An 11736-nucleotide genomic window follows, 5' to 3' on the forward strand; every position below is an offset into this window, starting at 1 on the left:
GCTCAGAACGTTGTATGAACAGGCAAAATGGCTGGTGTTGCCAGGTCGCAGAGAGCGAAGTTATCCGAGAGAGCTCAGAGCCAGAAGCAGGAAATATCCAGATAAAAAAGTTGCTGGCCACCCTTAAGTGACCAGCATTAGCCACACGGCGGGTTTTTTATTGCGCCCGAGGCGCTGCATTTCGACTCAGGTCGCCAAAACGCTTCAGCGGGCTTTGGCGGCGTTTTCTCCCCTACTCCAGGGAGTGAATCGCTTCTTTATAATGCTTGCGGCAGACGGAGACATAGCTCTCGTTACCGCCAATCACCACCTGCTCACCGGCGTGCATCGCCTGGCCGTTTTCATCCAACCGCAACACCATATTGGCTTTGCGCCCGCAGTGGCAGATGGTTTTCAATTCCACCAGCTTATCAGCCCAGGCCAGCAAATATTGGCTGCCGATAAACAGCTCACCGAGAAAATCAGTACGCAGGCCGTAGCACAATACGGGAATGTCCAGTTGGTCCACCACATCGCACAATTGCTCAACCTGGGCCTTGGTCAGAAACTGGCTTTCATCCAGCAGCACGCAATGCACCGGCTGCTGTTGATGCTCCTGCTGAATCATGGCGTACAGCATCGAGTCGTTGTTATAGAGCTGGGCCTGCGAGGATAAACCGATGCGCGAGCTGACTTTGCCTACCCCAAAGCGGTGATCGATCTCCGCAGTGAACACCAGCGTGCGCATACCACGTTCTTGATAGTTATATGAAGACTGTAGCAGCGCGGTGGACTTGCCGGCATTCATCGCAGAGTAATAAAAATAAAGTTGAGCCATGGCCCCGCAACTCCGATGGTATAAGAAATATTCAAATGTTGATTAGGACGGTGAGTGTACCATAACCCGCCCCCCGGCTCAGCCCAAAGCGAGCGAATATTGCGTTCGCCGTAATAATGCGCTTTCAAGCGAAACATATCCTTCTGTCGGCCCGTTCTTTTTACCGCTATTTACAGGATAATGTATGCCTGTCATCACTATTAATTCTTGCTAATGGTTAAGCCGGTCATTTGCCGATTAATGCATAATCCCCCCTTTCACCTCGGCAGGCGCCGCGACCGCGGCGGAGTGCTTGCCTATTATACGTGAGGCCAATACAGGGCATTTAATCACCTTCGTTCTCCCCCGACGTTTCCTGACGCAATCTTTACCCAGATACCCCTATTGTTTACAATGTCTGCCTCGTCATGACGTGATTAAGCCCACAGAACCCATTGTAATATTGATATAAATTACAGCGATAACTTATCGATGAAAGCCTTGCGCCACGCGCATTTTAAAGCATGCCTGCTGAAATTTTGACTTAAGTGCGGTGAGGGTAATAGTTAACAGCCCTTCCTATATTAGTCGGACAGATCCGATTAACGGTTTTTTAAAAGGTAAATTTGAGTATTCAAGTCAATTTGGCTATTGCAGAAAGGAAAATAGCACTCTATTATTATCGAGAAGCCCCCCACCAATATAATTTGAGACTAGGACAATGAGCGAAGCATTAAAGATTTTGAACAACATCCGCACTCTGCGCGCCCAGGCAAGAGAATGCACACTGGAAACGCTGGAAGAAATGCTCGAGAAACTGGAAGTTGTTGTGAACGAACGTCGCGAAGAAGACAGCCAGGCTCAAGCAGAAATCGAAGAACGCACCCGTAAACTGCAGCAATACCGCGAAATGCTGATTGCTGACGGTATCGATCCGAATGAACTGCTGCAAACCATGGCTGCCAACAAGGCTGCCGGCAAAGCAAAACGTGCAGCACGTCCTGCTAAATACCAATATAAAGACGAAAACGGCGAACTGAAAACCTGGACCGGCCAAGGCCGTACCCCTGCGGTGATTAAGAAAGCTATCGAAGAGCAAGGTAAATCTCTGGATGATTTCCTGCTGTAATAGCGATTCAGTCCGTATCTGAAAGGCTCCCTGCGGGGGGCCTTTTCATTTTAAAGCTTATAGCCGTGATCCCGCCTCATCCCTTTTCTTTTAGTAAATATCCTAATTCGCATTTTCCTCCTTGCACGAAATCCCAGTGAAAAAAAAGGGCCCTAAGGCCCCTTTATCGCATTTACCCTCGTTCAATTATTGAACCTGGTAGAATGCCTTATACCAATCAACAAAGCGCTTCACACCCTCTTCAACGCTGGTTTCCGGCTTAAAACCAATGTCACGATAAAGCTCTGCGGTATCCGCGCTGGTATCCATCACGTCGCCAGGTTGCATCGGCAGCATATTCTTGCGGGCCGTTACCCCCAAAGCCTGCTCCAATGCCGTGATATATTCCATCAGTTTAACGGGGGAGTTATTGCCGATATTATAAACATGATACGGCGCGGAACTGGTCGCCGGCGATCCCTGTTCAACGGTCCATGACGGATCTGCCTGCGGAATAACCGCCTGCAGCCGCACAATCGCCTCGGTGATATCATCAATGTAAGTAAAGTCACGGTGCATTTCACCGTGGTTATATACATCGATGCTCTCCCCCGCCAATATGGCCTTGGTAAACTTGAACAGCGCCATATCCGGACGCCCCCAGGGACCATATACGGTAAAGAAGCGCAGCCCCGTCGTCGGAAGACCGTATAAATGAGAGTAGCTGTGTGACATCAGCTCATTGGCTTTTTTGGTTGCCGCATACAGTGACACAGGGTGGTCGACAGAATCTTCGGTAGCAAACGGCAGCTTGCGATTGAGGCCATAAACAGAGCTGGAGGACGCGTAAAGTAAATGCTCGACCTTATTATGCCGGCAGCCTTCCAGCACGTTCAAATGGCCGATCAGGTTGGCGTCCGCATAAGCCAACGGGTTGACCAGCGAATAACGCACGCCGGCTTGCGCGCCCAAATGAATGACGCGCTGAAACTGATGCTCGGCGAACAATGCCGCCATGCCTTCGCGATCGGCCAAATCCAGCTTGATAAAGCGGAATCCCGGCTTATCCGCCAGTCTGTCCAGACGGGCCGTTTTCAGGCCCACGTCATAATAGTCATTCAGGTTATCGATGCCGACAACCTGATGCCCGGCGGTCAACAAACGCTCTGCAACGTGATAACCAATAAACCCTGCGGTGCCTGTAACCAGGAATTTCATGGTCACTCCTTAAATAACCGGTTTAATCGATGCACCGCGGCCAATCGCATAGTAGGTAAAGCCACGATTCGCCAAACGCTCCGGATCGTACAGGTTACGTCCATCGAAGATCACCGGCTGTTTCAACGCACCCTTGATCACGTCGAAGTCCGGCGCGCGGAAATTCTGCCATTCGGTGCAAATCACCAGCGCATCGGCGCCGTGCAACGCAGCCTCTTTGGTGCCCATCAGTTTCAGATCGTCACGCTGGCCATAGATGCGCTGAACTTCGTTCATCGCTTCCGGATCGTAGGCTTGAACGGTGGCGCCGGCAGCCCACAGTTGCTCCATCAGCACGCGGCTGGAGGCTTCACGCATGTCATCGGTATTCGGCTTGAACGCCAGGCCCCACAGTGCGAAGGTTTTGCCCTTCAAATCGCTGCCGAAATAGTCTTTGATAAAGCTGCTCAGCTTGTCTTTCTGTTGGTAGTTGACCTGCTCTACCGCCTGCAACAGCTTCGGTTGGTAACCGATCTGCTCCGCCGTGCGGATCAAGGCCTGCACATCTTTCGGGAAGCAAGAGCCACCGTAGCCACAGCCAGGGTAGATGAAGTGATAACCGATACGTGAATCGGAACCGATGCCCTGACGCACTTTCTCGATGTCCGCGCCCAGCATTTCCGCCAGGTTGGACATTTCGTTCATAAAGCTGATTTTGGTCGCCAACATGCAGTTGGCGGCGTATTTGGTCAGCTCCGCGCTGCGGATATCCATCATGATCATACGATCGTGATTGCGGTTAAACGGCTCGTACAGCTCGCGAATAGGTTCGATCACCTCTTTATTATCGGTACCGATCACGATGCGCTCAGGGCGCATGCAGTCAGCCACCGCAGCGCCTTCCTTCAGGAATTCAGGGTTGGACACCACGTCGAACGGCACGTCGCTGCCGCGCTTAGCCAGCGTTTCCGCCATCACCTGACGCACCTTGTCCGCCGTGCCGACCGGCACGGTGGATTTGTCGATCACCACTTTGCGATCGGTCATGTGCTCGGCGATGGTGCGCGCCACCGCGGTGACATATTTCAGATCGGCGGAGCCGTCCTCATCCGGCGGCGTGCCGACGGCGATAAACTGGATATTCCCGTGCGCCACGCCCGCTTTGGCATCGGTGGTGAAATGCAGGCGCCCGGCCTCATAGTTTTGCTGCACCAGCGGCGCCAGGCCCGGCTCAAAAATCGGGATATTCCCTTTTTTCAGGTTTTCGACTTTTCGCTCATCAACATCGATGCACATAACGTCATGGCCAACTTCAGCCAGCACCGCGGCCTGTACCAGCCCCACATAACCAATACCAAAAACTGTTACTTTCATGTGAAAATCCTAGTTTTTCAAATTAAGACGAAAGATCAAATTACTTCTTGTCAGCGGCAACAACCTGCTGCAGCCACTGAGAAAATTCTTTGCCCAGGTTGGCATGACGCATGCCGTATTCTACAAAAGCCTGCATGTAACCCAGTTTGTTACCGCAGTCATGGCTCACGCCTTTCAGGTGATACGCTTCCACCGTTTCCTGCTGCATCAGCATTTCGATGCTGTCAGTCAGCTGAATTTCATCGCCGGCGCCTGGAGGCGTTTTCGCCAACAGCGGCCAAATATCGGCGGACAACACGTAACGCCCGACAATCGCCAGGTTGGAAGGCGCTTTATCCGGCGACGGCTTCTCGACCACGCTGACCATCGGCGCGCTTTCGCCCGGTTGCAAATCGACGCCCTTGCAGTCGGCTACGCCGTAGTTTCCGACATCCTTATGCGGCACGGGTTCAACCATGATTTGGCTAACGCCGGTGGTTTCGAAGCGCTGCAGCATTTCGTGCAGGTTGTCTTTTTTCGGATCGGCGCTGTATTCGTCGAGGATCACGTCAGGAAGCACCACCGCGACCGGCTCATCGCCCACCATCGGGTAGGCACACATAATTGCGTGCCCCAGGCCTTTGGCATTGCCCTGACGAACCTGCATCACGGTAACGCCTTTCGGGCAGATCGACTGCACTTCATCCAGCAATTGGCGCTTGACGCGTTTTTCCAGCATCGCTTCGAGTTCGAAACTGGTATCAAAATGGTTTTCGATCGAGTTCTTGGAGGAGTGGGTGACCAGCACAATCTCGTTAATCCCCGCCGCAATGCACTCATTGACGACGTATTGGATCAGCGGTTTATCAACCAGCGGCAGCATTTCTTTCGGAATGGCTTTGGTGGCCGGCAACATCCGCGTACCCAAGCCTGCAACCGGGATCACGGCTTTTCTGACTTTGCGATTTACAGCAGGCATTATTTCCTCTCTTAAAGCTAAGACGCTCATTTTATGAGCTTGGCTCGATATAAAAAAACCTTCGGAGTATACCAGCTTATACGCGCCGAGCATTAGCCGGAACACAAATAGAAAACATTTAGGACTATTACCCGTTCGGATAATCGGGAGAATAAATAAACGGTTTAATTACCGATAAGTGAATAGCTTAAGATCTCGCCGATCGCTGCCTGTTATTCAGCGCTGAGCATCAGCCGCAATCGGCCACCGCTGCCCCATACCTGACACTGCCAGGCGGCACAGCGCTGACTGATCTGATTCATGTAGGTAGCTCCCAGCGTCCCCAGCGGCACGCCGTTGTTCAGCTGGATTTGATTGTCACCGGTATTGACGTTGGCATGCAGCCCGGCGGAAACCAGGATCAGGTTTTTATTTTCGGTGTGATAATATCCCAACAACAGAGGGAATTGACCGTCTAATTTCCCCTGCCGCAATAATTGATTAACCTGCTTTAACAATGCCGACATTTGCGGCAGACGATGCTGTTGATTAGCCAGATGATCTTGCAGCAGCCCATTAAATAACGCGCGCAACAGCAAAGCCGCCAATACGCCATTATCGCCGGCGCGCGTGACGTCCAAGCAATAGAATGCCAGATCCTTTTCTGACAAGGCGGCGATATCCAGCACCAGGCCGGGATTTTCGCCGGTGGTTAACTGCCGATAGTTGATCCGGCAATGCGCAATGGTCTGCTGTACCGGCGGCTGCAATTGTTTAAGCAGTTTGGCGGCTTCGGAAGGATTTTTGCTCAGCGCGTCCCAATCCTGAAACAGTTCAACCTCTTCAATCGCCTGGGAGGTGAACATATTGGGGTATAAGCACGCCAGCACCGCTTCACGCAGGCGGTTGAGATCGGTCAGCGGCTTGAGCAGCACATCCTGCACGCCCAACCGCAGCACCTTGGCGATGTCAGCCATCTTGTCGGTGGCCGAGATCACCAGCACCGGGATCTGTACCCCCTGCAAACGCAGGTGTTCAACGAATTCGATACCGCCCATTTCCGGCATCGCGAGATCGCACAGAATCAGATCCGGCTTGAAGTCATCGACGGCACTCAACGCCTGTAAACCGTTGGTCGCCTCGCCGGTTTCAGCGCCCAGCGAGGCCAAATAACCGACCAGCACCGAACGAAAAACCTGTTCGTCCTCAACGATCAAGATGCGCTTGTGAGTAAGTGGTAATGCCATCAGCCGAGCCTCGTCCCTTTCCATAGTGTAATAGTGGCTCAAAAAGGTCACTTATGCTCGTCTGAAACAGACTGACCGCGCAATGCCAACCGAGAACCGAGAATTATCTATTTTTTATCAACGGCAACAACCGATCCAGTTGTTTTTCCACCGCCAGCAATCCCGCTTCGATCGCTTCGTTGGCGCGGTGGAAATCCAGCGTCGAGATTTGCGGGCAAAAAGGTTGAATCAGCACATCCGGCGGATCGCTCGCCATCCGGTTGCGCTTCAGGCGATTTTCCAGCATTTGAATCGAGGTGCCCATGACCTCCATCGCCGTGGGCGCCGTCGCCGGTTTGCGCTGCCGCATTCTGCCGATGCGCTCCCGCAGACGCCCGCGCCAGGTGGCCGCAGGCGCATCGTCCGGGCTTTCTTCCTCGATACGTATCGAGAACAGATCCTGCTGCATCAGGTGCGCGTCATGCTGCAGATCGACCGCGATGACGATATCGGCGCCCATGGCGCGGCAAAGCGACACCGGCACCGGATTGACCACCGCGCCATCCACCAGCCAATAGCCGTCGGCCCACACCGGTGCCAACAGGCCAGGCATGCTGCAGGAGGCGCGTATCGCCTGATGAATATCGCCTTCAGTCAGCCACAGCTCACGCCCGGTGCTGAGATTGGTCGTCACGGCGCCGAACTTCAGCGCACATTCGGCGATATCATTGATCTTCAACAACTGTCCGACGGCGTTAAACACCCGCTCGCCGCGCAACAGGCCGCCACGGTGCCAGGAAAAATCCATCAGGCGAATCACGTCCCAATAGCTGAACGATCGCACCCACTGCTCCATCGCCGGCAGACGATGGCTGGCGAACGCCGCCCCCACCAACGCGCCGACGGAGCAACCGGCCACGATATCAACCTCAATCCCCAGTTTCTTTATCGCATTAATCACGCCGATGTGCGCCCAGCCTTTGGCCGAGCCCGCCCCCAGCGCCAGTCCGATCTTGATTTGCCGCATAGCGCCATCCTCGCGGTGAAAGGTGTTCTCTGCTTTCAGGGTAGATTGTCACTGACGAATATTGTTAGGTAACATATGCGCTAAATTCATTTTCTGCCTCGTGTTCTCAGGAGTTATTTTGCCCGAATCATGCCCATGCGGCAGCGGACAGGCGTATAACGCGTGCTGCGCCCCTTTTATCAGCGGCAATCAGCCGGCGCCCACGCCCGGTCAGCTGATGCGTTCACGCTTCACCGCCTACGTGAGTCATAACGTCGACTATCTGATCGCCACCTGGCACCCCGACTGCGGCGCCGAAGCGTGGCGCAATGCAATCGTCGACAGCTTTAAAAATACCGAATGGTTAGGCCTGACGATCGTGGAAGAGAAAGCCGGTCATGAGCCGGATGAAGGCTTCGTCGAATTCATCGCCCGCTTTATCGATGGCGAAAGCGGCGAACCACAGGCGATGCATGAGCGCTCGCGCTTCCTTCGTCGCGATCAACGTTGGTATTATATCGACGGCACCAAACCCCAGCCCGGCAGAAATGCGATGTGTCCCTGTGGCTCAGGGAAAAAATACAAGAAGTGCTGCGGGCGCTAGCCGGCCGGCGCTTCACGTTTACGCCTGCGAAGACAGGCCGTTCAGTATCAGACAGGATCCTCAAACCCATGCCACACCAAAATGTACAACGAAAAGTGTTACGCACCATCTGCCCGGACGCCAAAGGGCTGATCGCCAAGATCACCAACATCTGTTACAAGCACGAACTCAATATCGTGCAGAATAATGAGTTCGTCGATCACCGCACCGGGCGTTTCTTCATGCGCACCGAGCTGGAAGGCATTTTCAACGACAACACGCTGCTGGCCGATCTGGACAGCGCGCTGCCGGAAGGTTCGTTGCGTGAGCTGCACAGCACCGGGCGCCGTCGCATCGTGGTGCTGGTCACCAAAGAGGCCCACTGCCTGGGCGATCTGTTGATGAAAAGCGCCTATGGCGGCCTCGACGTTGAAATCGCCGCCGTGATCGGCAACCACGACACGCTGCAATCGCTGGTGGAGCGTTTCGATATTCCTTTCCATCTGGTGAGCCACGAAGGCCTGACGCGTGAACAGCATGACCGCGAAATGACGGCCAAGATCGATCAATATCAGCCGGATTACGTGGTGCTGGCCAAATATATGCGCGTGCTGACCCCGGCCTTCGTGCAACATTATCCGAATCAGGTGATCAACATTCACCATTCGTTCCTGCCGGCGTTTATCGGCGCGCGCCCTTATCACCAGGCCTATGAGCGCGGGGTAAAAATCATCGGCGCCACCGCCCACTACGTTAACGACAATCTCGACGAAGGCCCAATCATCATGCAGGACGTGATCCACGTCGATCACACCTATTCCGCCGAGGATATGATGCGCGCCGGCCGCGACGTGGAGAAAAACGTGCTTAGCCGCGCGCTGTATCAGGTGCTGGCGCAGCGCGTCTTCGTCTACGGCAACCGCACCGTTATTCTTTAATCGCTCAATAAATCGGTGCATTTCGTTCAGGGATGCACCGCCAAGAATAAAAAAACGGCAAACGATTCATTTTCTGCATTTCAATGCTTTACACATCCGCTTCATTTGATATGATGCGCCCCGCTTACCGAGACAGCGCTCTCACAAGCAAGGCCAGTTAAATAGCCATGTATATGGTGGGGTTCCCGAGCGGCCAAAGGGAGCAGACTGTAAATCTGCCGTCACAGACTTCGAAGGTTCGAATCCTTCCCCCACCACCATCTCTTTATAGAAAACCCCAAATAAACTTAAAGCACATCGCCCCCATAATGCTCCGCACTGGGGAAGGATGAGAAGCTTCGACAAGGTTCGAGTCTCACGCAGTGAGACAACGCGCTTCAGCGCGGCCCGCAGGGTGAGTCGCGCAGCGACGAATTATCCTTCCCCCACCACCATCCTTTGCAGAACATCCCCAAATCGACTTAAAGCACACCGTATCCAATGCTCTCGTATCAATAAAACTCAATTTGTCTCCCCTTATTCCCCGCTTTCACTCGATGTTTTATTTCCTCACTCCCAACCGTAACTTGAACTAAGACCGACAATTCGCTATACCACTGGCTTCTTTTGCGCAGTAAGGAACAGGTGGATGCGAAACAATATTTGCGTTTTTTGTGGCGCCAGCGAAGGCGTCAATCCCGCTTATGCCGAGCAGGCTCGTCAACTGGGGCAGCTGCTGGCCGCGCAGGGGCGCCGTTTAATCTACGGCGGCGGCAAAAAAGGATTGATGGGGATCGTGGCGGACGCGGTGTTGGCGGCGGGCGGTGAAGCTGTCGGCATTATCCCCGAGCGCCTGGTTGAAGCGGAAACCGCGCATCGCGGCCTGACTGAATTGGAAGTGGTGCCGGATATGCACACGCGCAAAGCCCGTATGGCGGCGCTGGCGGACAGTTTTATCGCCCTGCCCGGCGGCATCGGCACGCTGGAAGAGCTGTTTGAAATCTGGACCTGGGGGCAAATCGGCTATCACAACAAACCGGTCGGCCTGCTCAACGTCAACGGGTTCTACCGCCCGCTGAGCCAGTTCCTCGGGCACGTCGCCGATCAGGGCTTTATGCGCCACGACTACCTCGGCACCCTGCACATCAGTGAATCGGCGCAAACGCTGCTGCAACAGTTTGACGACTATCAACCCAAAAATTACGACCGCTGGGCGAAATAAAGCCGCTGCGCAGCCAGCGGTCCCGCCGCTGTCTGCGTTACATTTCCCGCCAAACTCTGCTACTATCACAGCACATTTTTATCGTGAAAACGGCACCGCTCATGAAGTTTGTCTCTTTTAATATCAATGGACTGCGCGCGCGTCCGCATCAGCTGGCGGCAATTATCGAACAGCACCAGCCCGACGTGATCGGCCTGCAAGAAACGAAAGTTCACGACGACATGTTCCCGCTGGAAGAAGTCAGCCAGCACGGCTATCACGTGTTCTATCACGGGCAAAAAGGCCATTACGGCGTAGCGCTGCTGACCAAAGCGGAGCCTCTGGCCGTGCGCCGCGGTTTCCCGACCGATGAAGAAGATGCGCAGCGTCGCATCATCATGGCCGATCTGGCTACGCCGCAGGGCACGCTGACGGTGATCAACGGCTACTTCCCGCAAGGTGAAAGCCGCGACCACCCGATCAAATTCCCGGCTAAAACACGCTTTTATCAGGATCTGCAAAACTACCTGGAGCAGCAGCTGTCGGCGGAATCCCCAGTGTTGATTATGGGTGACATGAACATCAGCCCAAGCGATTATGACATTGGCATCGGCGAAGACAGCCGCAAACGCTGGCTGCGCACCGGCAAGTGTTCCTTCCTGCCGGAAGAGCGCGAATGGATGGAGCGCCTGCTGAATTGGGGGCTGGTGGACACCTACCGCCACGCCAACCCGGGGCGCAGCGACGAATTCTCGTGGTTCGACTACCGCTCCAAAGGGTTCGACGACAACCGCGGCCTGCGTATCGATCTGCTGCTGGCCAGCACCCCGCTGGCTTCGCGCTGCATCGCCACCGGCATCGATTACCAAACCCGTGGGATGGAGAAACCTTCCGACCATGCGCCGGTGTGGGCGGAATTTACGCTGTAAACCCATCACCCCGGCGCTCGCCGGGGTTTTACTCTGTGAAGCCAATGAAAATTATCGACGTGGTAGCCGCCATTCTGGAACAGAACGGCCGCATTTTGCTGGCCCAGCGCGGCGCAGGCAGCGATCAGGCCGGTCTGTGGGAGTTTCCCGGCGGCAAGGTTGAAGCCGGCGAAAGCCAGCCAGAGGCGCTGGCGCGCGAGCTAGATGAAGAGTTGGGGATTTGCGCCCGTATCGGCGACCATGTGGGCAGCAATCAGTGGCAGCAAGGCGAACGCCTCATCCGGCTGCATGCCTGGCGAGTCGCGGCGTTCTCCGGTGAATTGCAGCTGCATTGCCACTCGGCGCTGGTCTGGGTCACGCCGCAACAGGCGCAGGAATACGCCCTGGCGCCCGCCGACGTTCCACTGCTGGCGGACTATATCGCCGCGCAAGGCGATGCGCGCTGAGCGCGGCGATAGGTTA

Annotated in this window: 12 protein-coding genes, 1 tRNA gene and 1 other RNA gene; 8 read left to right on the top strand and 6 right to left on the bottom strand. The window is 54.7% G+C overall.

The window, feature by feature from the left end; all coding sequences use genetic code 11:
• Positions 1-232: 232 nt before the first annotated feature.
• Complete coding sequence (locus tag REA38_RS09900; RefSeq protein ID WP_033634789.1) at positions 233-817, bottom strand: thymidine kinase; 585 nt, start codon at positions 815-817, stop codon at positions 233-235.
• Between the two features lie 700 nt (positions 818-1517).
• On the opposite strand from REA38_RS09900, the gene hns reads away from it, so the two are divergent.
• A complete protein-coding gene (hns, locus tag REA38_RS09905) occupies positions 1518-1925 on the top strand; it encodes a histone-like nucleoid-structuring protein H-NS (protein WP_004932170.1) in 408 nt (135 codons plus the stop codon).
• 186 nt (positions 1926-2111) lie between these two features.
• Here hns and REA38_RS09910 read toward each other — a convergent pair whose 3' ends face one another.
• The 5 genes from REA38_RS09910 to rssA form a co-directional block, all read right to left on the bottom strand.
• On the bottom strand, positions 2112-3122 hold the full coding sequence (locus tag REA38_RS09910) for an NAD-dependent epimerase (RefSeq protein ID WP_308885803.1): 1011 nt from the start codon (positions 3120-3122) through the stop codon (positions 2112-2114).
• A gap of 9 nt (positions 3123-3131) precedes the next feature.
• Positions 3132-4475 (bottom strand): UDP-glucose/GDP-mannose dehydrogenase family protein, encoded by a 1344-nt coding sequence (locus REA38_RS09915; protein ID WP_060387858.1) that lies wholly within the window; start codon positions 4473-4475, stop codon positions 3132-3134.
• 40 nt (positions 4476-4515) lie between these two features.
• Positions 4516-5433 (bottom strand): UTP--glucose-1-phosphate uridylyltransferase GalU, encoded by a 918-nt coding sequence (gene galU / locus REA38_RS09920; RefSeq protein WP_086579960.1) that lies wholly within the window; start codon positions 5431-5433, stop codon positions 4516-4518.
• Positions 5434-5645: 212 nt separating this feature from the next.
• Entirely contained in the window at positions 5646-6659 is a 1014-nt protein-coding gene (gene rssB / locus REA38_RS09925) for a two-component system response regulator RssB (RefSeq protein ID WP_308885804.1), read from the bottom strand.
• 103 nt (positions 6660-6762) lie between these two features.
• Positions 6763-7665 (bottom strand): patatin-like phospholipase RssA, encoded by a 903-nt coding sequence (gene rssA, locus REA38_RS09930; RefSeq protein ID WP_033654364.1) that lies wholly within the window; start codon positions 7663-7665, stop codon positions 6763-6765.
• A gap of 118 nt (positions 7666-7783) precedes the next feature.
• Here rssA and REA38_RS09935 point away from each other — a divergent pair, with 118 nt between their 5' ends.
• From REA38_RS09935 to REA38_RS09965, 7 genes are all read left to right on the top strand, one after another.
• On the top strand, positions 7784-8248 hold the full coding sequence (locus REA38_RS09935; protein ID WP_033634796.1) for a YchJ family protein: 465 nt from the start codon (positions 7784-7786) through the stop codon (positions 8246-8248).
• Between the two features lie 68 nt (positions 8249-8316).
• Positions 8317-9165, top strand: coding sequence for a formyltetrahydrofolate deformylase (purU, locus tag REA38_RS09940; RefSeq protein ID WP_016927485.1), 849 nt, complete (start codon positions 8317-8319; stop codon positions 9163-9165).
• 175 nt (positions 9166-9340) lie between these two features.
• Positions 9341-9425, top strand: a tRNA-Tyr gene (locus tag REA38_RS09945).
• A gap of 47 nt (positions 9426-9472) precedes the next feature.
• Positions 9473-9599: non-coding RNA, RtT sRNA (locus REA38_RS09950), on the top strand.
• 194 nt (positions 9600-9793) lie between these two features.
• Positions 9794-10366, top strand: a complete 573-nt coding sequence (locus REA38_RS09955; RefSeq protein ID WP_308885805.1) for a TIGR00730 family Rossman fold protein — start codon at positions 9794-9796, stop codon at positions 10364-10366.
• Positions 10367-10467: 101 nt separating this feature from the next.
• A complete protein-coding gene (xthA, locus tag REA38_RS09960; RefSeq protein ID WP_033647602.1) occupies positions 10468-11274 on the top strand; it encodes an exodeoxyribonuclease III in 807 nt (268 codons plus the stop codon).
• 44 nt (positions 11275-11318) lie between these two features.
• The gene (locus REA38_RS09965) at positions 11319-11720 is read left to right on the top strand and encodes a pyrimidine (deoxy)nucleoside triphosphate diphosphatase (protein ID WP_193146701.1); all 402 of its coding nucleotides are present in this window, start codon (positions 11319-11321) and stop codon (positions 11718-11720) included.
• Positions 11721-11736: the final 16 nt, after the last annotated feature.

It is taken from the genome of Serratia sp. MF1(2023) (assembly GCF_030954545.1).
In the GTDB taxonomy this organism is placed as follows: domain Bacteria; phylum Pseudomonadota; class Gammaproteobacteria; order Enterobacterales; family Enterobacteriaceae; genus Serratia; species Serratia sarumanii.

Coding starts and splice junctions, on each gene's coding strand:
- REA38_RS09955 (WP_308885805.1), top strand. CDS start 9,794: ATGCGAAACAATATTTGCGTTTTTTGTGGCGCCAGCGAAGGCGTCAAT.
- rssA (WP_033654364.1), bottom strand. CDS start 7,665: ATGCGGCAAATCAAGATCGGACTGGCGCTGGGGGCGGGCTCGGCCAAA.
- REA38_RS09910 (WP_308885803.1), bottom strand. CDS start 3,122: ATGAAATTCCTGGTTACAGGCACCGCAGGGTTTATTGGTTATCACGTT.
- REA38_RS09915 (WP_060387858.1), bottom strand. CDS start 4,475: ATGAAAGTAACAGTTTTTGGTATTGGTTATGTGGGGCTGGTACAGGCC.
- REA38_RS09900 (WP_033634789.1), bottom strand. CDS start 817: ATGGCTCAACTTTATTTTTATTACTCTGCGATGAATGCCGGCAAGTCC.
- galU (WP_086579960.1), bottom strand. CDS start 5,433: ATGCCTGCTGTAAATCGCAAAGTCAGAAAAGCCGTGATCCCGGTTGCA.
- xthA (WP_033647602.1), top strand. CDS start 10,468: ATGAAGTTTGTCTCTTTTAATATCAATGGACTGCGCGCGCGTCCGCAT.
- rssB (WP_308885804.1), bottom strand. CDS start 6,659: ATGGCATTACCACTTACTCACAAGCGCATCTTGATCGTTGAGGACGAA.
- purU (WP_016927485.1), top strand. CDS start 8,317: ATGCCACACCAAAATGTACAACGAAAAGTGTTACGCACCATCTGCCCG.
- REA38_RS09965 (WP_193146701.1), top strand. CDS start 11,319: ATGAAAATTATCGACGTGGTAGCCGCCATTCTGGAACAGAACGGCCGC.
- hns (WP_004932170.1), top strand. CDS start 1,518: ATGAGCGAAGCATTAAAGATTTTGAACAACATCCGCACTCTGCGCGCC.